Origin of the sequence: Actinomycetospora flava (assembly GCF_037400335.1) — a bacterium.
Lineage (GTDB): Bacteria > Actinomycetota > Actinomycetes > Mycobacteriales > Pseudonocardiaceae > Actinomycetospora > Actinomycetospora flava.
In genome coordinates this window covers 98,781-119,358 of record NZ_JBBEGM010000014.1, presented here as the reverse complement: position 1 = coordinate 119,358, position 20,578 = coordinate 98,781, and the positions used below count along the sequence as shown (strand labels likewise).

At 75.1% G+C, this 20,578-nt stretch carries 27 protein-coding genes; 13 read left to right on the top strand and 14 right to left on the bottom strand.

The window, feature by feature from the left end; translation table 11 throughout:
• The first annotated feature begins 74 nt into the window (after positions 1-74).
• The 4 genes from WCD58_RS27575 (at position 75) to WCD58_RS27560 (ending at position 3,359) form a co-directional block, all read left to right on the top strand.
• Complete coding sequence (locus tag WCD58_RS27575; protein WP_337706312.1) at positions 75-1,055, top strand: 4-hydroxy-3-methylbut-2-enyl diphosphate reductase; 981 nt, start codon at positions 75-77, stop codon at positions 1,053-1,055.
• A gap of 42 nt (positions 1,056-1,097) precedes the next feature.
• The gene (locus tag WCD58_RS27570) at positions 1,098-2,183 is read left to right on the top strand and encodes a sensor histidine kinase (protein ID WP_337706311.1); all 1,086 of its coding nucleotides are present in this window, start codon (positions 1,098-1,100) and stop codon (positions 2,181-2,183) included.
• On the top strand, positions 2,180-2,869 hold the full coding sequence (locus WCD58_RS27565; RefSeq protein ID WP_337706310.1) for a response regulator: 690 nt from the start codon (positions 2,180-2,182) through the stop codon (positions 2,867-2,869). The genes WCD58_RS27570 and WCD58_RS27565 overlap by 4 nt, the downstream gene beginning before the upstream one ends.
• A 97-nt stretch (positions 2,870-2,966) precedes the next feature.
• Positions 2,967-3,359, top strand: a complete 393-nt coding sequence (locus WCD58_RS27560) for a hypothetical protein (protein WP_337706309.1) — start codon at positions 2,967-2,969, stop codon at positions 3,357-3,359.
• A 104-nt stretch (positions 3,360-3,463) separates the two neighbouring features.
• Here WCD58_RS27560 and WCD58_RS27555 read toward each other — a convergent pair whose 3' ends face one another.
• The 3 genes from WCD58_RS27555 to WCD58_RS27545 all read right to left on the bottom strand — a co-directional run bounded on the left by WCD58_RS27555 (position 3,464) and on the right by WCD58_RS27545 (position 6,207).
• Positions 3,464-4,387 (bottom strand): DUF6542 domain-containing protein, encoded by a 924-nt coding sequence (locus WCD58_RS27555; protein ID WP_337706308.1) that lies wholly within the window; start codon positions 4,385-4,387, stop codon positions 3,464-3,466.
• Between the two features lie 86 nt (positions 4,388-4,473).
• Positions 4,474-5,655 (bottom strand): DNA recombination protein RmuC, encoded by a 1,182-nt coding sequence (locus WCD58_RS27550; RefSeq protein ID WP_337706307.1) that lies wholly within the window; start codon positions 5,653-5,655, stop codon positions 4,474-4,476.
• Between the two features lie 15 nt (positions 5,656-5,670).
• Positions 5,671-6,207: a methylated-DNA--[protein]-cysteine S-methyltransferase gene (locus tag WCD58_RS27545; protein ID WP_337706306.1), complete on the bottom strand. Its 537-nt coding sequence runs from the start codon at positions 6,205-6,207 to the stop codon at positions 5,671-5,673.
• A gap of 85 nt (positions 6,208-6,292) precedes the next feature.
• Between WCD58_RS27545 and ychF the strand changes: the two genes are divergently transcribed.
• The 3 genes from ychF to WCD58_RS27530 all read left to right on the top strand — a co-directional run bounded on the left by ychF (position 6,293) and on the right by WCD58_RS27530 (position 8,088).
• Complete coding sequence (gene ychF, locus WCD58_RS27540; protein ID WP_337706305.1) at positions 6,293-7,366, top strand: redox-regulated ATPase YchF; 1,074 nt, start codon at positions 6,293-6,295, stop codon at positions 7,364-7,366.
• 69 nt (positions 7,367-7,435) lie between these two features.
• Positions 7,436-7,666, top strand: a complete 231-nt coding sequence (locus WCD58_RS27535; protein WP_337706304.1) for an antitoxin — start codon at positions 7,436-7,438, stop codon at positions 7,664-7,666.
• Entirely contained in the window at positions 7,663-8,088 is a 426-nt protein-coding gene (locus WCD58_RS27530; protein ID WP_337706303.1) for a TA system VapC family ribonuclease toxin, read from the top strand. Before WCD58_RS27535 ends, WCD58_RS27530 begins: the two co-directional genes overlap by 4 nt.
• Positions 8,089-8,286: 198 nt before the next feature.
• Here WCD58_RS27530 and WCD58_RS27525 read toward each other — a convergent pair whose 3' ends face one another.
• On the bottom strand, positions 8,287-8,574 hold the full coding sequence (locus WCD58_RS27525) for a putative quinol monooxygenase (RefSeq protein WP_337706302.1): 288 nt from the start codon (positions 8,572-8,574) through the stop codon (positions 8,287-8,289).
• Positions 8,575-8,686: 112 nt separating this feature from the next.
• Between WCD58_RS27525 and WCD58_RS27520 the strand changes: the two genes are divergently transcribed.
• Positions 8,687-9,001, top strand: coding sequence for a muconolactone Delta-isomerase (locus WCD58_RS27520; protein WP_337706301.1), 315 nt, complete (start codon positions 8,687-8,689; stop codon positions 8,999-9,001).
• Positions 9,002-9,004: 3 nt separating this feature from the next.
• Here WCD58_RS27520 and WCD58_RS27515 read toward each other — a convergent pair whose 3' ends face one another.
• Genes WCD58_RS27515 through WCD58_RS27500 form a run of 4 tightly spaced genes read right to left on the bottom strand, consistent with a single transcriptional unit; the run spans position 9,005 to position 11,932 of the window.
• Positions 9,005-10,024, bottom strand: coding sequence for an LLM class flavin-dependent oxidoreductase (locus WCD58_RS27515; protein ID WP_337706300.1), 1,020 nt, complete (start codon positions 10,022-10,024; stop codon positions 9,005-9,007).
• A gap of 37 nt (positions 10,025-10,061) precedes the next feature.
• Positions 10,062-10,982 (bottom strand): alpha/beta fold hydrolase, encoded by a 921-nt coding sequence (locus tag WCD58_RS27510; RefSeq protein ID WP_337706299.1) that lies wholly within the window; start codon positions 10,980-10,982, stop codon positions 10,062-10,064.
• A gap of 57 nt (positions 10,983-11,039) precedes the next feature.
• The gene (locus WCD58_RS27505) at positions 11,040-11,480 is read right to left on the bottom strand and encodes a VOC family protein (RefSeq protein ID WP_337706298.1); all 441 of its coding nucleotides are present in this window, start codon (positions 11,478-11,480) and stop codon (positions 11,040-11,042) included.
• Positions 11,477-11,932: a hypothetical protein gene (locus tag WCD58_RS27500; protein WP_337706297.1), complete on the bottom strand. Its 456-nt coding sequence runs from the start codon at positions 11,930-11,932 to the stop codon at positions 11,477-11,479. Before WCD58_RS27500 ends, WCD58_RS27505 begins: the two co-directional genes overlap by 4 nt.
• Positions 11,933-12,009: 77 nt before the next feature.
• Between WCD58_RS27500 and WCD58_RS27495 the strand changes: the two genes are divergently transcribed.
• The gene (locus WCD58_RS27495) at positions 12,010-12,903 is read left to right on the top strand and encodes an SMP-30/gluconolactonase/LRE family protein (RefSeq protein ID WP_337706296.1); all 894 of its coding nucleotides are present in this window, start codon (positions 12,010-12,012) and stop codon (positions 12,901-12,903) included.
• Between the two features lie 36 nt (positions 12,904-12,939).
• Here WCD58_RS27495 and WCD58_RS27490 read toward each other — a convergent pair whose 3' ends face one another.
• Positions 12,940-14,076 carry a cytochrome P450 family protein gene (locus WCD58_RS27490; RefSeq protein WP_337706295.1) on the bottom strand — a complete coding sequence of 379 codons (1,137 nt, stop codon included), beginning with the start codon at positions 14,074-14,076 and terminating at the stop codon, positions 12,940-12,942.
• Between the two features lie 55 nt (positions 14,077-14,131).
• Here WCD58_RS27490 and WCD58_RS27485 point away from each other — a divergent pair, with 55 nt between their 5' ends.
• Positions 14,132-14,566: a MarR family winged helix-turn-helix transcriptional regulator gene (locus WCD58_RS27485; RefSeq protein WP_337706294.1), complete on the top strand. Its 435-nt coding sequence runs from the start codon at positions 14,132-14,134 to the stop codon at positions 14,564-14,566.
• Here WCD58_RS27485 and WCD58_RS27480 read toward each other — a convergent pair.
• Positions 14,550-15,590 carry a sigma-70 family RNA polymerase sigma factor gene (locus tag WCD58_RS27480; RefSeq protein ID WP_337706293.1) on the bottom strand — a complete coding sequence of 347 codons (1,041 nt, stop codon included), beginning with the start codon at positions 15,588-15,590 and terminating at the stop codon, positions 14,550-14,552. The genes WCD58_RS27485 and WCD58_RS27480 overlap by 17 nt on opposite strands.
• A 222-nt stretch (positions 15,591-15,812) precedes the next feature.
• Here WCD58_RS27480 and WCD58_RS27475 point away from each other — a divergent pair, with 222 nt between their 5' ends.
• Positions 15,813-16,523 (top strand): GPP34 family phosphoprotein, encoded by a 711-nt coding sequence (locus WCD58_RS27475; RefSeq protein WP_337706292.1) that lies wholly within the window; start codon positions 15,813-15,815, stop codon positions 16,521-16,523.
• A gap of 126 nt (positions 16,524-16,649) precedes the next feature.
• Positions 16,650-17,261, top strand: coding sequence for a hypothetical protein (locus tag WCD58_RS27470; RefSeq protein ID WP_337706291.1), 612 nt, complete (start codon positions 16,650-16,652; stop codon positions 17,259-17,261).
• A 3-nt stretch (positions 17,262-17,264) separates the two neighbouring features.
• On the opposite strand, the gene WCD58_RS27465 is transcribed toward WCD58_RS27470, so the two are convergent.
• From WCD58_RS27465 to WCD58_RS27455, 3 genes are all read right to left on the bottom strand, one after another.
• Positions 17,265-17,816, bottom strand: coding sequence for a hypothetical protein (locus WCD58_RS27465; protein ID WP_337706290.1), 552 nt, complete (start codon positions 17,814-17,816; stop codon positions 17,265-17,267).
• 450 nt (positions 17,817-18,266) lie between these two features.
• Entirely contained in the window at positions 18,267-19,439 is a 1,173-nt protein-coding gene (locus WCD58_RS27460; protein WP_337706378.1) for an MFS transporter, read from the bottom strand.
• Complete coding sequence (locus WCD58_RS27455) at positions 19,436-19,738, bottom strand: 4a-hydroxytetrahydrobiopterin dehydratase (protein WP_337706289.1); 303 nt, start codon at positions 19,736-19,738, stop codon at positions 19,436-19,438. The genes WCD58_RS27460 and WCD58_RS27455 overlap by 4 nt, the downstream gene beginning before the upstream one ends.
• A 43-nt stretch (positions 19,739-19,781) precedes the next feature.
• Between WCD58_RS27455 and WCD58_RS27450 the strand changes: the two genes are divergently transcribed.
• The gene (locus WCD58_RS27450) at positions 19,782-20,192 is read left to right on the top strand and encodes a (deoxy)nucleoside triphosphate pyrophosphohydrolase (protein ID WP_337706288.1); all 411 of its coding nucleotides are present in this window, start codon (positions 19,782-19,784) and stop codon (positions 20,190-20,192) included.
• Here the strand turns inward: WCD58_RS27450 and WCD58_RS27445 are convergent.
• The gene (locus WCD58_RS27445) at positions 20,158-20,418 is read right to left on the bottom strand and encodes a hypothetical protein (RefSeq protein WP_337706287.1); all 261 of its coding nucleotides are present in this window, start codon (positions 20,416-20,418) and stop codon (positions 20,158-20,160) included. The genes WCD58_RS27450 and WCD58_RS27445 overlap by 35 nt on opposite strands.
• Positions 20,419-20,578 lie beyond the last annotated feature (160 nt).

Here is a 20,578-nt window from a genome sequence, read left to right as displayed (position 1 = left end):
GGGTGATGTGTGGACGGCCACGGCCGGGTGGCTCACGCCCGGACCGTGACGCTCGTCGCCCGTAGGCTGGCGGTATGTCCACCGAGCACTCCGGCGAGCAGGCCCCCCGTGTCCTGCTCGCGAAGCCCCGTGGCTACTGCGCCGGCGTCGACCGTGCGGTCGTGGCCGTCGAGAAGGCGCTCGAGACGTACGGCGCACCCGTGTACGTCCGCAAGGAGATCGTGCACAACCGGCACGTCGTGAACACCCTCGCCGAGCGCGGAGCGGTGTTCGTCGAGGAGACCGACCAGGTGCCCGAGGGCGCCACCGTCGTCTTCTCCGCCCACGGCGTCTCCCCGGCGGTGCACGCCGAGGCCGCCGCGCGCGAGCTGCGCACCGTCGACGCCACCTGCCCGCTGGTCACGAAGGTGCACCAGGAGGCCAAGCGCTTCGCCCGCGACGACTACGACATCCTGCTCATCGGCCACGAGGGCCACGAGGAGGTCGAGGGCACCGCCGGCGAGGCCCCCGAGCACGTCCAGCTCGTCGACGGGCCCGCCGCCGTGGAGCACGTCACCGTCCGCGATCCCGAGAAGGTCATCTGGCTCTCCCAGACGACGTTGTCGGTCGACGAGACGATGCAGACGGTCGCCGCGCTGCGCGAGCGGTTCCCGGCGATCGCGGACCCGCCCTCCGACGACATCTGCTACGCCACCCAGAACCGCCAGGTCGCGGTGAAGCAGATGGCGCCCGAGTGCGACCTCGTGCTGGTCGTCGGCTCGCGCAACTCCTCGAACTCGGTGCGCCTCGTCGAGGTCGCGCTGCAGGCCGGGGCGCGCGACGCGCACCTCGTGGACCACTGCGGCGAGATCGACGAGGCGTGGCTCGAGGGCGTCACGACGGTCGGCGTCACCAGCGGCGCGTCGGTGCCCGAGATCCTCGTCGGCGACGTCCTGCACTGGCTCGCCGACCGCGGCTGGGCCGACGTCGAGGAGATCACCACCGCCAACGAGAAGCTGACCTTCTCGCTGCCCCGCGAGCTCAAGCGGGACATGAAGCCGCAGGCCGTGCGCTAGCGGGACGTTGTCCTCGGGGCGCCGGGGCCGCACAGTGTTCCCGTGCTCCTGGCCCTGACCCTGCTCACCGGGGGTGCGCTGCTCACCCTGGTGCTCGGGGTGGTGGGCGGCGGCGACCCGGTGGTCGTCCTGCCGCTCGGCCTCGCGTTCGCGCTGCTCGCGACGCTCGCGTTCCGGTGGGTCGAGCGCCGGGGACGACGCTGGTGGTCGGCGGGCTACGTGGTCGCCGGCCTCGTGCTCGCGTCGGTGATCTTCGCGTTCGCGCCCGGCGTCGGCGGCACGCTGTTCCTCGTCGTGCTGGTCAGCCAGTGCGTGCTGCTGCTGCCGCTGCCCGCCACGATCGTCGTCATCGCGATGGTGCCGATGGTGCACGCCGGCATGCCGCTGGTCGACGGCCTGCGCGAGGGCCTCGGGACGCTGGTGGCGGTGGTGTTCGCGGCCGTCGTCACCGAGCTGCTGCGCCGCGAGAAGGCGATGCGCACCGAGCTCGCGGCGGCCCACGCGCGGCTGCGCGACCAGGCGGCCCAGGAGGAGCGCCTGCGCGTCGCGCGCGACATCCACGACGGGCTCGGGCACTCGCTCACCGTCGTCGCGATGCAGGTCCGGGCGGCGCGGGCGCTGCTGGCGAACGGGTCCGGCGGCACGGACGAGGTGCTCGCCAAGGCCCAGCACCAGTCGCAGGAGGCGCTCGCCGAGGTGCGGCGCTCGGTGCGCACGCTGCGCGCGCCGCGCGAGGCCCCGCCGCTGGCCACGGCGCTGCAGGACCTCGCCGCGGAGAGCTCGGCGGCCGGGGTGCCGACCCGCCTGACCGTCGACGGCGACGAGCGCCCGCTGTCCGCGGCCGCCCGCGAGGCGCTGTTCCGCACCGCCCAGGAGGGGCTGACCAACGTACGCAAGCACGCCGGGGCCAGCCGCGCCGAGGTCGTCCTCGACTACGCGGCGGGGGCGGTGCGGGTGGAGGTCCGGGACGACGGGCGGGGGCAACGACCGGACGGCGACGGCACCGGGGTCGGCAGCGGTGTGGGCCTGATCGGCCTGCGCGAGCGTGCCGAGGAGCTGGGCGGGAGCCTCTCGCTCGGTCCGGGTGCCGACGGCGGCTGCGCGTTGCGCGTGGAGGTGCCGGCGTGACGTCGTCCCGCGTCGAGCTCCGCTCCGCCGCGTCTCCCGTCCGGGTCCTGCTCGTCGACGACCAGGCCCTGTTCCGCGAGGCGCTCGCGACGCTGCTCGGGGTGCGCGACGACGTCGTCGTGGTCGGCGAGGCCGGCGACGGCGAGGAGGCGCTGCGGCGGGTCGCCGAGCTCGCGCCCGAGGTCGTGCTCATGGACCTGCGCATGCCCGTGCTCGACGGCGTGGGGGCGACCCGCCGGCTGCACGTCGAGCACCCGGAGGTGCGCGTCATCGCGCTGACCACCTTCGACGACGACGAGGACGTCTTCGCCGCCCTGCGCGCCGGCGCCGTCGGCTACCTGCTCAAGGACGTCCCGTCGGCCCGGCTCGTCGAGGCCGTGCTCACCGCGGCCGCCGGGGGCTCGGTGCTCGATCCGTCGGTGGCGGCGAAGGTGGTCGCGCGCGTGGCGCGTCTGCCCGCCGAGTCGCCGACGCCGCGCGCCCAGCCCTTGGTCGTGCCGCTGTCCGAGCGCGAGGTCGACGTGCTGCGCCTGCTCGCCGACGGGCGCAGCAACCGCGAGATCGCCGGGACTCTGCACCTCGCCGAGGGCACGGTGAAGAACCACGTCACGAACGTGCTCGGCAAGCTCGGCGCCCGCGACCGCACGCAGGCCGCCCTGCGGGCCCGCGCGCTCGACCTCCTGTGAGGTCATGACCCGGGGTCATGACGTTCGGCACCTCTCCGCGGGGCCGGGGCTCGCGATGCTCGTCCGCGTCGCCAGCCGTTCCCGGAGAGGACCCGCCATGACCGCCCTGACCGTCCAGCCCCGTCCCCTGCGCCGCCGTGTGCTGCGCTTCGTCGGCCACTACCTCGAGATGGTCGCGGCGATGGTCATCGGCATGATGCTGCTCGCCCCGCTGTGGCCCGACGCCTGGACCGCCCGCCCGGACGTCGGCGCGCTCGTCATGGCGGCGGACATGACCGTCGGCATGGCCCTGTGGATGGCGATTCGCCGGCACTTGGCGCGGCAGATCACGGAGATGTCGGCGGCCATGTGCGCGCCGTTCGTCCTCGGCCTCGTGCCCTACTGGCTCGGCGTGATCTCCGGCGAGACGCTCATGATCGGCGCCCACGTGCTGATGTTCGTGACCATGCTCGCCGCGATGCTCCTGCGCCGCGACGAGTACGCGCACTGAGGCGCGGCGGAGGGGCGGAGATCACGGGCGACGCCATCCACGTCGCGCCGCCGGCGAGGTGAATGACGACGCCCCTGATCACCGCTCTGGGAGGCGGGGCGGGGTCAGCGGGGGCCGTCGGGACCGTCGACGCGACGGGGGACGCGGCGGACGCCGGGCCCGAACTCGTCGTCGGGGTCGTCGGGACGCACGGGCCGGCGGCGGTCGTCGGCGGGGCGGCGACGCTCGTCCCGCGCGGGCCGGGCCTCGACCGGGACGCGACGGGGCCGCTCCTTCTCCCGGGGGTCGCGGTCGCGGGGGTCGCGGTCACGGAGGTCGCGGTCACGAGGGTCGCGATCGCGGGGGTCACGGTCCCGCGGATCCCGCTCGCGCGGCGGACGATCGCGGGGATCCCGGTCGCGCGGGTCGCGGTCGCGGGGATCGCGCGCCGGCCGGTCGCGGGGGTCGCGGTCCTTGGGCGGGCGGTCCTTCGGCGCCCGCTCCTTCGGCGGCCGGTCCTTCGCGGGCCGGTCCTTGGGTGGGCGCGCGGGCCGGTCGCGCGGGTCGGCGCGGCCATCGGGGTCGAGGTCGTCGCCCGGCTTGCGCCAGGGCTCGACGCGCGAGCGGATGAACCCGAGCGCGAGGCAGATCGCCGTGGTGACCGCGAGGGTGGGGAACGCGTTGACCAGCGGGCCGCCGACGGCGAGCAGCGTCGACGCGAGACCGCCGTTGCGGGGCAGCGACCCGGTGGCCGCGACGACCACGGGCACGCCGATCGCCAGCAGCAGCGGCGGCTGGACGAGTGGGACGAACAGCGAGTCACGCCGGGCCCAGGCGGTCGCGAGGATGCAGCCGCCCGCGAAGCAGGCGGTGAACACGACGCCCAGCTCGCCGGAGGCCAGCATGTCGATGGCGAGGCCGGCGCCGGTCAGGGCCGCCGCGAGCAGCAGCGCCCCCCACCACCGAAGCCCGCGCAGTGACCGCACGACGGAGCGCTCGCCGGGGCCGACGGCCCCGACACCTGCGGCGTCCTCCCGTGTACTGGTCACCCCTCAACGCTAGCGGTCGGCTGATCGTCGGCCGTTCAGCCTCCACCGGCCCCGGCGATCTCCGTGACGTGCACCACCCGATCGACCTAGGCGTCCCCGTTCTCGGGAGCGGGCGCCCGGGGCCGGCGCTCCACCTGGTCCGGGGTCTCGAGGTCCGCGGTGGTGACCGACAGGTCGGTGAACCGGCGTGCGCTGACCAGCACCCGGGACTCCAGCGAGCTGACCGTCTCGTTGAACGAGCGCACGCTGCCGTCCAGGGAGCGGCCGAGGCGGGCGAGGTGGCCCGAGAGCGTCGCGATCCGCCCGTGCAGCTCCCGCCCGAGCGCGTGGACCTCCGCCGCGTTCCGCGCGAGCGCCTCCTGCCGCCACGCGTACGCGACGGTGCGCAGCAGCGCCATCAGCGTCGTCGGGGTGGCGATGACGACGTCGCTGCCGAACGCGTGCTCCAGCAGCGTGGGGTCGGCCTCGAGCGCGGCGGAGAGGAACACCTCGCCCGGCACGAACAGCACGACGAACTCCGGCGTCGGGTCGAAGCGGCGCCAGTAGGCCTTCGCGCCCAGGGTGTCGACGTGCGCGCGGACCTGCTTGGCGTGCGCCGCGACCCGTTCGCGCCGCGCGGTGTCGTCCCGCGCCTCGGTGGACTCGAGGTACGCGGTGAACGGGACCTTGGCGTCGACGACGACCTGCTTGCCGCCCGCGAGGTGGACCACCAGGTCGGGACGCTGGGCGCCGTCGTCGTCCCCGCCGCGGGCGTGGGCCTGGCGGGTGAAGTCGCAGTGCTCGACCATGCCCGCGAGGTCGACGACCCGCTCGAGCTGCAGCTCCCCCCATCGCCCGCGCACGTGCGGGGCGCGCAGGGCGCCGACGAGCGCGCGCGTCTCGCCGGCCACGCCCTGCGCGCTCGCGGCCACCGCCCCGACCTGCTCGCGCAGCGAGGCGAACGCGGCCTCCCGCTCGCGCTCCGCCCCCGCCATCTGCCGCTCCATGCGCCCGAGCGCCGAGGACACCGGCTCGAGCACGCGGTCGAGCGCGTCGGTGGAGGCGGCCGCCGCGGCCGGGACCAGCGCGCGTTCCCGGTCGCTCGCCCCGCGGCGTTCGGCGTGGAGCTCGGCGCGGGCGGCCGCCACCTCGGCACCGGCCCGCCGGACGGCCTCGGCGACCGCCGCCTCGCGCCGCGCGGCCGCCAGGTGCAGCGCGACCCACGCCCCGGCGCCCGCGCCCAGCACGAGCCCCAGGAGCAGCCCGGCCAGCACCCCGTCGACGGTCATGGCCGAGAGGATGGATCACACCCCCGACAGTGATCCTTCGGCAGGCCGCTCCGGCAACCACGAGGCCTCCATCATCAGCAGCCGGTCCTTGAGCTCCAGCCCCCACCGGTAGCCGCCCAGCCCGCCGCCGCGGCGCAGCACGCGGTGGCACGGCACGAACAGCGTCGCGGCGTTGCGCACGCACGCCCGGGCGGCCAGCCGGTGGCCGCGCGGGTGCCCCGCGGCCGTCGCCAGCTCGCCGTACGTCGTCGGGTGCCCGGCGGGCACCTCGCGCAGCTTGTCCCAGATCGCCGTCGTCGCCGGCCCGCTGATCTGGCGCACCGGGACCGCGGCGGCCGGCGCCGGGTCGCCGTCGTGGAACGCGACGACCGCGGCCGTCACGGCACCCAGGTCGCGCCGGACCGTGGGCTCGGCCGGCCGCGCGTCGGGGTGCACGAGCGCGATGAGGCCGTCGAGGTCGTCGGTCCACCCCGACGCGAGCACCACGCCCTCGTCGTCGACGAGGGTGGTGAACGGGCCGAGCGAGGTGGGGATCGTGGCGAGAGCGGACACGGGGGCCTCCGGGTGAGAACGGTCGTCACCCTGGTTGGACGCCGCCGGAGCCCGTCCGGATCCATCGCTGGCAGACTGGGATCCCGTGAGCTTGACCCTCGGCATCGTCGGCCTGCCCAACGTGGGCAAGTCGACGATGTTCAACGCCCTGACCCGCAACGACGTCCTGGCCGCGAACTACCCGTTCGCCACCATCGAGCCCAACGTCGGTGTCGTGCCGCTGCGCGACCCCCGGCTCGACCGGCTCGCCGAGATGTTCTCCTCCGAGAAGATCGTCCCGGCGACGGTGTCGTTCGTCGACATCGCCGGCATCGTCGCGGGCGCCAGCGAGGGCGCGGGGCTGGGCAACAAGTTCCTCGCCAACATCCGCGAGGCCGACGCGATCTGCCAGGTCGTGCGGGTGTTCGCCGACGACGACGTCGTGCACGTCGACGGCCGTGTCGACCCGGCCGCGGACATCGAGACGATCGCGACCGAGCTCGTCCTCGCCGATCTCCAGACGATCGAGAAGGCCCTGCCGCGCCTGGAGAAGGAGGCGCGGGTCAAGAAGGAGACCAAGGCCGCGGTCGACGAGATCGCGCACGCGCAGTCGGTGCTCAACGAGGGCCGCACCCTGTTCTCGGCGGGGCTCGACTCGCCGCGGCTGCGCGAGCTGAACCTCATGACCGTCAAGCCGTTCCTCTACGTCTTCAACGCCGACGAGCCGGTGCTCACCGACGACGCGCGGCGCAAGGAGCTCGCGGAGCTGGTCGCGCCGGCCGAGGCCGTGTTCCTCGACGCGAAGGTCGAGCAGGAGCTCCTGGAGCTCGACGACGAGTCCGCCCTGGAGCTGCTCGAGTCGATCGGCCAGCCCGAGCCGGGTCTCGACGCCCTGGCCCGCGCCGGGTTCCGCACGCTCGGCCTGCAGACCTACCTCACCGCGGGCCCCAAGGAGTCCCGCGCCTGGACGATCCGGATCGGCGCCACGGCCCCCGAGGCCGCCGGCGTGATCCACACGGACTTCCAGAAGGGCTTCATCAAGGCCGAGATCGTCTCCTACGACGACCTCGTCGCCGCGGGCTCGATGAACGCCGCGAAGACGGCGGGCAAGGTCCGCATGGAGGGCAAGGACTACGTCATGCAGGACGGCGACGTCGTCGAGTTCCGGTTCAACGTCTGATCGGTCCGAAGCGGAGCCGTCCCTGGTGAACCAGCTCTGCATCAGGGCTGATGCGGGTACGGTTCACGTGTGCGCACCACCGTGGACCTCCCGCCGGCCGTGCACCGGCAGGTCCGGGAGATCGCCGAGCGTCGAGGGCTGTCGCTCTCGGCCGTCGTCGCGGAACTGACGGCACGCGGACTGATCCAGCTCGGTGAGCCGCCCGTGATCGGTATCGACGAGCGATCGGGGTTCCCCGTCGTCAGCATCGGTCGCCGGGTCACCGCGGACGACGTCGCGAACGCGCTGGACGAGGAGTGACGACCTACCTCCTGGACGCGAACGTGCTCATCGCTCTCACCGTCGCCGAGCACGAGCACCACGAGCGGACGTCGGCGTGGGCCGCCGGGGTCGAGAGCTTCGCGGTCTGCCCGCTGGTCGAGGGTGCGCTCGTGCGCTTCCTCGTCCGGACCGGTGAGGCTCCGGCAGTGGCGACGGCCCTGTTGCGCGCGATCCACGCCCTGCCCGGGTGCGACTTCTGGCCGGACTCGCTGTCCTACGCGGACGCGGGCGTGGACCACGTGAGGGGCCACCGACAGGTCACGGACGCCTACCTCGCGAGCCTCGCGGCCGGTCGGCCGGCGTCGACACTCGCCACCCTGGACGAGGGCCTGGCGCAGGAGCTGCCCGAGCTGACGACGCTCGTGCCGCCCGGCGACCCCGTCCCGCCCCAGCGGCGGTGACGCGCACAGTTCGGAAGCGCCTTCCGGTCCGTCACGAACCGGATACTCTGCGCAAATTACGTCGACGAGGGGGCGCAGTGATCGTTCTTGCCGAGGCCGGCGGCAGCAGCACCCTGACCTCCGTCGGGTGGATCCTCCCGATCCTCGCCGCGATCGCGGTCATCGCGGTCATTGCCTACCGCCAGACCCGGAAGTAGCTCAGAACGGCGGCCGTTCGTTCGAGGCGTCGAAGAGGCTGACCTCGGTCTGGAGGAACACGTCGTCGACGTCGGGCGCCTGGGCGACCGAGCGCCAGTGGTCGAGGTCGGCCTGCGAGGCCCAGCGCTCGACGTTGTTGATCCGCCCGGGGTCGACGGAGTCGGCGGTGATGGCGACGTCGAGGCATCCGGGCGCGGCGCGCGCCCGCCGCACGAGGTCGGCGAACTCCGCGACCAGCGCGTCACGGCGCTCCGGATCGACGCGGACGTGCCCGGCGATGATGAGCATCGGGCGATCCTACAACAGGACCAAGGGATCCTGGAAAGATTCCCGTGCTCGGGTGTCATCGTCGGTTGTACGTTCCGGGCGATCACCGTCGACACTCCTGCGGAGGCCACCGATGCTCTTCCACCTCGACTTCCACGTGGAGTACGGCGCCGCGATGAGTCAGCAGGACCTGTTCTCCACGTGGTCTCGCGAGGCCGAGGCGGCGCTCGGCGCCAAGAAGGCCGGCGTGGTGGTCGACCTCTGGAAGGTCGCCGGCGAGCGGCGCGTCATCGCGATCGTCGACGTGGACAGCCACGACACGCTCGACGAGATCTCGCTGACCCTCCCGATCATGGTCGAGATGGGCCAGTACGTGACGATCAACGTGAGCGCGCTGCGCCGCTACGAGGACTTCGCCGGCACCGTCAACAAGCTGCTCGAGAGCTGATCGTCAGCGCCAGCCCAGCTCCGGGGCGAGGTGGGTCAGGACGCTCTCGACGACGTGGGCGTTGTAGTCGACGCCGAGCTGGTTGGGCACCGTGAGCAGCAGCGTGTCCGCGGCGGCGATCGCCTCGTCCTCGGCGAGCTCGGCGATCAGCTTGTCGGGCTCGCCGGCGTAGGTCTTCCCGAAGCGGGCGTCGCCGCCGTCGAGGTGGCCGACCTGGTCGGTCGAGTGCCGCTCGCGCCAGAAGAGCTGGCGGTCGAGGTCGCTGACGATCGGGAAGATGCTGCGGCTGACCGACACGCGCGGCTCGCGCTCGTGCCCGGCCTTCGTCCACGCGTCGCGGTAGCGCTGGATCTGCTCGGCCTGCAGGCGGTGGAACGGCACGCCGGTGTCCTCGGTGAGCAGCGTCGAGCTCATGAGGTTCATGCCCTGCTCGGCCGTCCACTCGGCGGTCGCGCGGCTGCCGGCGCCCCACCAGATCCGGTCGCGCAGGCCCGGCGCGTACGGCTCGAGGCGCAGCAGGCCGGGCGGGTTCGCGAACATCGGCCGCGGGTTGGGCTGCGCGAAGCCCTCGCCCTTCAGTACGTCCAGGAAGAGCTGGGTGTGGTTGCGCGCCATCTCGGCGTCGGTCGAGCCGTCCTGCGGCACGTAGCCGAAGTAGCGGTAGCCGTCGATGACCTGCTCGGGGGAGCCGCGGCTGATGCCCAGCTGGAGGCGTCCGCCGGAGATGAGGTCGGCGGCGCCGGCGTCCTCGGCCATGTAGAGCGGGTTCTCGTAGCGCATGTCGATCACGCCGGTGCCGAGCTCGATGCGGCTCGTCTTCGCCGCGGCCGCCGAGAGCAGCGGGAACGGCGAGGCGAGCTGGCGCGCGAAGTGGTGGACGCGGAAGTACGCCCCGTCGGCGCCCGCCTCCTCGGCGGCCACGGCCAGGTCGATCGACTGCAGGAGCGCGTCCTGCGCGGACCGGACCATCGACTGCGAGGACGGCGACCAGTGCCCGAAGGAGAGGAACCCAATCTTCTTCACGCTTCAACCAACGACGGTGCGGCGAACCTCATTCCGGTCAGCGACCCGCCACCGACCGCACCGCCTCGATCACGGCGTCGGGCCGCTGGATCTGGATGTAGTGCGAGGTGTCCGGCACCGTGACGAGCGCCGCACCCGGGATGTCGGCGGCGAGGCGGGTGAACGCCTCGGGTCGCACGCGGCCGATGGCGGCGACGGCCTCGGCCGACGGGTCGCCCGGCGGGACCTGATCCACGTCCTGCGCCATCAGCACGGTCGCGGGCACCTGCGGCGGCGCCGGGGCGTTCCGGAGCTGGTCCATACTCGCCGTGAGGTCGTAGGCCTCCATGGCGTAGCCGGGGATCGGTTCGGGCGGATGCAGGACGCCCGCGGCGAACGCGTCCCACTGCGCGGGCGCGATGAGGTCGCGCAGCGCCGGCGGCGTCGGGTCCACGAGCACGATCCCGGCGACGTCGGCCGGGAAGGTCCGGGAGTACAGCTGCGTGAACGGCCCGCCGAGCGAGTGCCCGACCAGCACGTACGGGCCGGGGACGCCGGCCGCCGCCAGGAGGGCGTGCAGCTCGGCGACCACGTCCGCCGCCGTGCGCGGCATCGGCGCCTGCTGGCTGCGCCCGGGCAGGGGCGTCTCGGAGATCTGTCCGTCGTCGGTCGACACGCGCGTCGCGCCGGGCCGGTCGTAGGCGCAGACGCGGGTGAACCCGGCGACGCCCGCCATGACCGAGGGCGGCCGCTCGGCCCCGACCGACCAGATGTCCGCCGCGTTCCCGAACCCGGACTGGAGGACGACGGTCGGGCTGCCGCTGCCGTGACACTCGAGGTACAGCTCGCGGCCGTCCACCGCGAAGAGCCCGGCGACGTCGCCCGGCGGCGGACTCTCGCCGCGCGCGGTCGAGCACGCCGCGACGACGAGCGCGAGCGCGATCGTCAGGACCCCGACCCGCACCGTCGACCGCCGCACGGGAGTCACTCTGGCGCCTCGGTGGGCGACGGCGCAGTCACCGTCGTGACCGCGCGGTCAGCCCTGGTCCATGAAGAAGAGCTCGAGCTGCACGTTGTCGGGGTCGCGGAAGACGAGCGCCGAGTACGGCACCGGGTCGCCGGCGTCGACGACGCCGGAGTGCGCGATGCCCAGCGAGTCCAGCCACGCCGCCCAGGTGTCGAGGTGGTCGCGGGAGAGCATCGCGAAGGCGATGTGGTCGAGCCCGCACCGGCGCTCGTCGGCCCCGGCGCCGTCGTTGTCGGGGTGGTGCTCGACGCCGATGCACATGCCCGTCTCCGGCTCGACGAGCACGGTCGCGTAGCCCTTCGCGTCGGGGCCGTGGTGGGGGAAGCGCGGCGGGAGCCGGTCCATGCCGAACACCCGCTGGTACCAGGCGACGCTGGCCTCGACGTCGCTCGCCGTGACGGCGACGTGGTGGAAGCCGCCGAAGGCAGGGCGGCTGTCGGTCGTGGTCATGGCGCACCTCGCAGAGATCGGGAGATGCGCAGTGTCGGGCGCCGGGGACGCCGCCGGGGATTCGCAGATCCCGGGTCTTGACACGTCACCGGTGCGGCACGACGCGGCGCGCCAGCCGCGTCAGGACCGTGGGCGGCGGGGACCACGGCCGCGCGCTCGCCGGTGGCGCCGGTCGGGTCGTGCCCGTCGTCGAGGGCGCGCGCCTCCCACCCGTCGCGCAGCAGCCGCTCGTTCACCGCGCGCCACCAGGGACTGCCTCCCTCCGGACCGCCCGGCGGCCGCAGCAGGCCGCGGCGGACCTGCCAGCGCGTGAACGCGACCGCGCCGCGACGGTAGGGCAGGAAGGTGCTGTCGTCCCCCCGGTAGAGCCCGTGCATCAGCGCGAGCCGGGCCTCCGGGTCGTCGCGGACGCGCTCCACCCTCGCCCGGGCGAGCTCGGCCGCTGTCGGCACGGAGCCATCCTGCCCTTGACGGCCCGTCCCGCGCGCCCGATCGTGCACCGATCATCGTGGGCTCGAGGAGGAGTGACGTGGGAGCGCAGGACTTCGACGTGGTGTCCGACGGCTGGTCGTACCTGGAGTGCCCGCGATGGCACGACGGGCGGCTCTGGGTCTCGGACTTCTACACCGAGCGCGTGGTCGCGATCGAGCCCGACGGCGGCCACGAGGTGATCGCCGAGGTGCCCCATCAGCCGTCCGGCCTCGGGTTCCTGCCCGACGGACGCCTGCTGATCGTCTCGATGCGGGACCACCGCATCCTGCGTCGCGAGAACGACGGGTCGCTGGTCGAGCACGCCGATCTGTCGGGGCTGGTGAGCAACCACCTCAACGACATGCTCGTCGACGCCCGCGGCGGCGCCTACGTCGGCAACTTCGGCTTCGACCTCATGGGCGGCGCGCCGATCTCCCGCACGACGCTGACCTACGTCGACCCCGACGGCACGCCCCGCACCATCGCCGACGACCTCCTCTTCCCGAACGGGATGGTGCTGTTCGGCCGCGTGCTCGTCGTCGCCGAGACCTTCGGTGCGCGACTGACCGCGTTCGACGTCGCCGAGGACGGTGGGCTGGCGCGGCGCCGCGACTGGGCGCGCTTCGCGCCGCCGCCGGCGACCGACGACGTCGGCGAGGCCCTCGGCGGCCTCACCGTCGCGCCCGACGGGATGGGGGGCGACGCCGAGGGCGCGATCTGGGTGGCCGACGCCCTGCACTCGCGGGTCCTGCGCGTGGCCGAGGGCGGCACGATCCTCGAGGAGCGCCCGACCGGCGGCCTCGGCGTCTACGCCTGCATGCTCGGCGGCGACGACGGGCGCACCCTCTACGCCTGCGCGGCGCCCTCGTTCGCCGAGCACGAGCGCCGCCCGGTGCGCGAGGCCGTGCTGCTCTCGACCCGCGTCGACGTGCCGCACGGGGGGATGCCCTAGGCAGGTGAGCGAGATGGGTCGCCGGGGCGACCCAGTTCACTCACGAGGCCGCAGGCCCTCGACGGGCAGGGCGGCGAGACGGCTGCCCTCGACGCCGCCGGGGTCGACGCGGCGCAGGTCGGCGGCGGGCACGGCGAGGCGCGCGTCCGGGAAGTCGGTGACCAGGACGTCGACGGCGGCGGCGAGCTCGGCGCGCGCCAGGTGGATGCCCGCGCAGACGTGCGGGCCGGCCCCGAACGCGAGCCCGCTGCCCGCCGCGGCGTCAGGGTCGTCGGCCATCCCGGCGAGGTCGACGAGCACGGGCGTGCGGGGCGCGAGCACGACGCCCGCGAGCTCGACCTCCTCGGCGGTGAAGCGCCACAGCGAGAACGGGGCGGGCGGGTCGCGGCGCAGGACGTCGTCGACGAGCGCGGGGACGTCGTCGGGCAGACCCTCGATCATCACCCGGGCGAGCAGGAAGCCCAGCGCGATGTCGGTGGTCAGCTGCCCGGCGAAGATCAGGGCGAAGAGCAGGTAGTGCACCTGCTCGTCGGTCACCGACGCCGGGAGGCGCCCGCGCAGCTCGCGGGCCAGACCGTCGTGCTCCATCGCCGCGGCGCCGAGGCGGGCGAAGGCGCCCATCGCGGCCGCGCCGTCGGCGGCGTCGCCGAACATCCGCCGGCAGGCGTCGACGGCGTCGTCGGTCATCGCGCGCGGCACGCCGAGCAGGTCGCCGACGACCGTGAGGGGGTAGCGGGTGGTGAAGTCGGCGGTGAGGTCCGCGGTGTCGCCCAGCCCGGTGAGCAGCTCCCGCGCGGCGTCACGCATCGCGCCGGCCCGGGCGCGCATGGCGCGCGGCGAGAGCATCGGTGCGTGCGCCCGGCGCAGCGCCGCGTGGGGCGCGCCCTCGGCGGTGGTCAGCGAAAGGGCGTCGGCGGCGGTGGGCTCGAGGCCGGCGGCCCGCGGCTCCCAGTGCGTCGGGGCGAGGGCGGTGTCCTTGACGATCCGCGGGTCGCCGAGGACCGCGCGGGCGAGGGCGGCGGTGGTCACCACGGCGACCGGCCCGCCCGCCGGGGCCTCGGTGACGACGAGGGGACCGGCGGCCCGCAGCGCGTCGCGGCCGGGGTAGGGCTCGTCGGGTCGGCGGGTCCCGCCGGTGAACGGGCAGGCGCCGTGCGACGATTGCTGCGTCATGCAGATACTGTGACACACATTCGCTGCATCCTGCAGCGAAATCGAGGAGGCGGCGGTGGAGCCCGAGGAGGTCGTGGCGGCACTGGCGGCGTGGAGCGTGCGGCTCGTCCAGTTCAACGGGATCGTCGCCGCGCGCCTGGGCGTCGGGGCCACGGAGCTGCAGTGCCTCTACGAGCTCGCGCAGCACGGCCCGGCCACGCCCGGCGCGCTGGCCGCCCGGCTGAACCTGACGACAGGGTCGGCGTCGCGGATGGTCGAGCGCCTGCACGCGGGCGGGCACGTGCATCGCGTGCCCGACCCGTCCGACCGCCGCCGCGTGCTCGTCGAGGCCGACCCGGCGTCGCTCGCGCGGATCGGGGCGGTCTACGAGCCGCTCAACCACCGGCTGGCCGCGCTGCTGGAGGAGGCGGACCCTGCGGAGCTGGCGCGCATGGGCGCGTTCCTCGCGGCGGCCGAGGAGCGCACCGACGCGCTCATCCGGGAGCTGTGAGCGGGGTGCCCGCCGGCAGGGTCGCGGGCAGCCCGGCGCCGGCCAGGTGCTCGGGACCGATGAACGCCGTGACCTCGGCGATCCGCCCGTCGGGCGCGAGCGTCAGCACGTCGAGCACCATGCCCCGCCACTCCTGCGCCTCCTCGTCCCACGTGTAGCACCCGACGGCGAGCTGGCCGTTGGCGCGCGCGGGCACGTGGCGCCAGGGGGTGACCAGCGGGCCCGCGTGCAGGAACGCGGTGACCGCCGCGGTGCCGCGGTACCACTCGGCGTTCGGCGGCATCGCCCACGTGACGTCGGCGGTGAGCAGCCCGACCAGCGCCTCGGCGTCGCCCGCCTCGAGCGCGGCGGTGTAGCGCGCGACGGTGGCGGCGAGCTGCGCGTCGGGCAGCGTGCGCAGCGTGCGCTGCTGGCTCGGCCCGGTGACCTTGCTGGCCAGCGTGGCCCGGGCGCGCTGCACGGCGCTGTTCACCGACGCCGTGGACGTCGCCATCATCGTCGCGACCTCGGCGGCCGAGAACCCCAGCACCTCCATGAGCAGCAGGGCGGCGCGCTGATTGCCCGGCAGGTGCTGCAGGGCGGCGACGAAGGCGAGCTCGACGCTCTCGCGCTCCTCGACCGTCGCGTCCGGGTCGTCGGGGTACGGCCCGAGCCAGGCCACCTCGGTGCGCGGCGGGTCGTCGCCGGGGTGCTCGCTCGACGGTCCGAGGTCCATCGGCAGCGCCCGCCGCCCGCGCCGTCCCGCGGTGTCGAGGCTGGTGTTGGTGGCCACCGTGTACAGCCACGAGCGCAGCGCGCCGGGGCGCCCGGGACGGTCCTCGAAGCGGTCGATCGCCCGCCAGGCGCGCAGCAGGGCGTCCTGCAGCGCGTCGTCGGCGTCGTGGACCGAGCCGAGCATGCGGTAGCAGTGGGCGTGGAGCTCGCGGCGCAGCGGCGCGACCAGCCGGGCGAACGCCGCGTCGTCGCCCGCCCGCGCGCGGGCGAGATCGGGGTCCGGCGCCGGGTCCACGCTCGTCGTGCTCATGTCCGTGGAGTCTGCCGCGTGGGACCGACGGTGCCGACCCGTCTGTCGATCGGGCCGCCGACCCGACCGCCCGTCCCACCAGGCACGACGTCACCCGCCGCAACCGTCGTCGGGCCGCTCGGCGGACGCGCCTGACCCGCCCGGACGCACCGCTCGACGCGGCGTGCTGTCATCCGGGGACTGCTGACTCGGGTGGGGGACGTTCGTGCCTAGTCTGTCTCCGTGCGCTCGGAGCGGTGGTCGTCCCGGACCGCGGACCTGACGCTCCCCGAGCGGGTGGCGTGGGTCCTCGGTGACGACGAGGGCCGCCCGCTGTCCACGCTCACCGAGCCCGCGGGGCTGCTCGTCGCGGCCGCGATGGTGGAGCTGCTGCTCGACGCCTCCCTGCTCGACGCCGGGACGGCGTACCGGCGCGGGCCGGTGGAGGTCACCGATCCGCTGCTGCGCTGGGTCGGCGAGGGGCTCGTCGCCCACGGCGGCGCCAAGGCCGACCTGCAGCACGCCGTCACGGGTCACCGCGGGGCGCAGATGATCCGCCGGACCATGGACCGCCTCGTCGAGCGGGGGCTCGCGGCGCGCGAGCCCCGGCGGGTGTTCGGCTACCTGACGATGCCGGTGTTCGGGTCCGCGCTGCGCGTCCACGACGTCGACGCGCTGCACCACGACCGCGCCGCCGTCCGCGCCGTCCTCGAGGGCGAGGAGGAGCCCGACGAGGCCGTCGCGATGCTCGTCGTGCTGCTCCACCACGGGCGCCGCGTCCGCGAGCTCAGCCCGTCCGACCCCACGACGGCGGCCCGCCGCGCGCGGGCGATCGCGGACGGCCGGCACGTCACGCTCGGCGTCGCCCAGGACATCCGCCGGCTCGTCTCGCCGACCGTCGGAGCCGTCCTCGCCGCCCTCACCGCGACCACCGTGATCGGTTCGGACCACTGATCGCGTCCGGGTGGCTGCACTCGGACGAATCCCTCGACCGGACCCCCTGTCGCGGGGCGCGAAACGGATTACGGTAGGGCATCCGAACCGGGCGCGAGGGCCCGGGGCCGGGGAGGGGAGCTTCCCATGACGTCCACCCGCCCTCCTGAGGGCCTGCCCGTCCTCGAGGCCGGCGCGCACCGCGACGCGGAAGCCGGCAGCTGTCTCATGGAGTACGTCTCCGTGCTGGCCGGTGAACGCTTCACCGACCGACCACGCTGCACCCATCCCGCGCTCGCGGCGGTGGCGTGGCAGGTCAACGACGCCGTGTCGTCCACGGCGCGCCAGCAGCTGGGCGTGCGCGCGGTGACGCTGATCGGGCTCGGGCGGGAGGCCGGCGTCGAGGTCCGGCCGATCGTCCTCGCGGTGATCGCGCGCGCCGGCCTCGCGATCGACCCCGCCAACCGCTTCTTCCCCCGTCTGCAGCGCCGCCTCGAGCGTCGCGCCGAGACCCGGCCCCCGCGCCGGGGCCGCGGCGAGGAGGGCGACGGCGGGCGCCTGGCGACGTTGCTGCACGTCGGCCCGGTCAACCACGCCTGCGCCCACCTGCTCGTGGCCGCCCGCGTGGCCGACCTCGACGCCGACGCCCGCGACCGGATGCTCGTCGCGCTGCTCGACGACACCATCGCGGCCGTGCAGTCGGCGGAGCGCGCACTCCGCGCCGAGCGCGACGTGCGGGCGGCGGTCACCGCGACCTGACGGTCAGCGCAGCCCGACCTCCACGCAGGTCCCGAGCACCCGCTTGAGACAGACCTGCACGCCGATCCCGCCCTGGGAGCCGCCGCCGTCGTGCGCGCTGCCGCCCCCGCTCGCGCCACCGCCGCTCGAGCCGCCCCCGGAGCCGTTGCCCGAGCCGTTGCCCGAGCCGCCCCCGGAGCTGCTCGCGCCGCCGCCGGTGCCGGACGGGCCGCCGCCCGACGCGCCCCCGGACGGCTCCCGCGACGGGGCGCGCCGGGCGCTCGGCGCGCTGCCGCGGGTGGGCGTGGCGGTGTCCCGCGCGCTCGCCGCGGCCTCGACCGGGGTGGGCGCGCCGGGGGCCGGGGCGACGCCGGGTGCCGGTGGCCCGGCCGGCCCGGGCGGGGGCGTGGCCGGTGTGGTGGCCGAGCCCGACAGCGCGGGCGCGCGGTCCGGGGCGGCCGGATCGACGGGGCCGCTGGCGTCGGTGAGCGTGCCGGGCGCGAGGTAGCCCGCCTGCGCGGAGCCGAGCATCACGACGGCACCGAACAGCGTCGCGAACAGCACCTTCTTCAGCACGCCGGCCTCCCTCCCTGGGCAGCCGGACATCGCGGGCGACACCGGGCGCGTGACCTGCGATGACGTCGTCTCGCCCGATCGCGCCGAGAGATCACCCTCGGGGACGCGTCACCTCGACGCTGCGCTGATCGGCGCAGCCCGGACGGGCGATCCGGATCTCGCCGATGGAGCAGTGGCGACCGGCGCGTGCGGCAGCCGGCGAGGCCCGACGATCATGCGGGAGGTGCTCCTCGGCGCGATGCGGCGGTCATGATCGCCACGGGTGCTCCGCGGGGGCGACGACGTCGCCCCGGAGGAGCACCGGCAGCGAGCACGGCGCGGAGGACCCTGCACCGGCCCCGCCCGGCACCGCGAACGCGGACTCCCGACGCCGAGAAGCAGCGAACAGCACGGTCGCTGCCGAACCCCGGGCGCCGCCGACCGTTCCGGCCGAGGGCGCCCCTCGCCGATCTAGTCGACCGAAGGGGCCCTTCGGTCAGAACCCCGCGCCACCAGCACCACCGGCGCCGCGAGTCCGGCGGCGAGGGCGGCGACGAGGAACGCCGCGCCACCGCCCGCCGCGCCGAGCACCGCCGACAGCACCGCCGCGCCGAGCCCGGTGCCCGCGTCGTAGGCGGTGTTCCACCAGGTGCTCGCGGCGCCCGACCGACTCGGCCCGGCGCGGGCGAAGAGCGCGAGCAGCGTGTCGCTCTGCACGGCGCCGAAGCCCAGGCCGACGAGCGCGGCGCCCGCGAGCACGGCGAGCGCCGCCGAGGAGCCGCCCACCGCCACCACCACGGCCCCGAGGACGACGACGGCGAGCCCGGCGAGCGTCAGCGCGGGGCTGCGCACGCGGGCCCGGTCGGCGAGCTCCCCGCCGAGCCCGCGCCCCGCGAGCTGGCCCGCGGTGAGGACGGCGAGCGCGACGGCCGCTACCGAGGTCCCGCCCGCGAGACCGGACGACGCCCACAGCGGCAGCACCGTGATCACCCCGCCGGCGGCGGCCGCCGAGACGACCATCGCCGTCCACGGCGGCATCGCCACGCCGAGGAGGAGCGAGCCGGAGCGGTCGCGGGGCGCGGCGCGCGCCGTTGGCAGCCGCGTGCAGCACAGCGCCGCCACCAGGGGCAGCAGGGCCCCGGCCGCCAGCACCACCGCGGCGTCGAGCACCTCGTAGGCCCAGACGCCGCCGCTGAGCAGGAGGAGCTGCGGGAGCCCGACCGCGACCCCGTAGAGGCCGACGGCACGCCCCCGCCGCGACGCGGGGGCGAGGTCGGCGACGAGCGCGGCCCCGGTCACCGTGACCAGGCCGAACCCGATCCCGCGCACCACGGCCACCGCGAACAGCACGGGCAGCGCCGACGTGGCGACGAGCAGCGCCGCCGGTGCCCCGAGCGCCAGGGCGCCGGTGACGAGCGCGGCCCGCGGACCGATGCGCCGGAGCACCGCGGGCACCGTGAGCTGGGCGGCGACGGTCGCCGCCATGAACACGCCCGTCGTGGCGCCCGCCGCGGCCGGGCTCGCCCCGCCCGCGGCGGCGTGCACCGGGACCACGGGCAGCAGCAGCGCGTAGCCGCCGAAGGCGAGGACCGTCGCGACGAGGACCGCGACGAACGGCGCCGACCGGAGTCGGGAGTCGCTCAGGACGCGCCGCGCGCGTCGAGCTCCGAGGAGATCTTCGCGGCCAGGTCCGTGTCCTTGGCCGTCAGCCCGCCCTCGGAGTGCGTCGACAGCTTGAACTTCAGGCTGTTGTAGCGGATGTCCATGTCGGGGTGGTGGTTGTCGGCCTCGGCGAGCTCGGCCACCGCGTCGACGGCGGCGATCGCCTCCGGGAAGCTCGGCAGCTTCGCGAACCGCACGATGGTGGCGTCGTCCTCGCGCTCCCAGCCGGGCAGGCCCTTCAGAGCGTCGGCGATCGCGTCCTCGGTCAGGAGTTCAGCCATGCCCGGATCCTGACACGTCGCGGCGGGGCCCACACTGATCGTCGTGAGCAGGGTCGTGGTCGGCGCCGCCCTCGTCCGCGACGGGCGGGTGCTCGCCGCGCGGCGCACCCGGCCCGCGTCCGCCGCGGGTCGCTGGGAGCTGCCCGGTGGCGCGGTCGAGCCGGGGGAGGACGAGGCCACGGCGCTGGCCCGGGAGCTGCGCGAGGAGCTGGCGCTGCACGACGTGGGCGTCGGCGAGCGCGTCGGGCCGGAGGTGCCGCTGCCCGGCGAGCGCGTGCTGCGCATCCGGGTGTGCGCGGCCGCGGGGGAACCGACGGCGCTCGAGCACGACGCGCTGGCGTGGCTCGGCCCCGAGGAGCTGGACGGGATCGACTGGCTGGACGCCGACCGCGCGGTGCTGCCGGCCCTGGGGGCCCTGCTCAGGCCGCCCGGGCCTTCTTCAGCGCCTTCTTGAGGTCCTTGCCGGTGACGCCGGCCTCGTTCAACCGCGACGCGCGCATCAGCAGGACCGGACAGCTCTTGCAGCGCGGGCGCGACCGGCAGCACTTCTTCTTGATCTTCTTGGCGCCGGTGAGCGGCATGGCGTCGGCGTACTGGACGAGGTGCAGCGGGACCTTCGGAGACTTCGCCTCCTTGATCTTCTTGGGCTCCTTGCCCTTCTTCTTGCCGCCCTTGCCCATGAGGTGAGGCTAACCTCCACTCGGGGGCGAGGACCAGACCCATCGGTCCCCACCCGCGGTGACCGTGTCACGATGACGATCCCCGGTGCGGCCGGTGCTGCCGACCGCCGATCGGGCCACGGAGCGGTCTCCCGACGAGAAGGGCCGGACGACGGCGTGA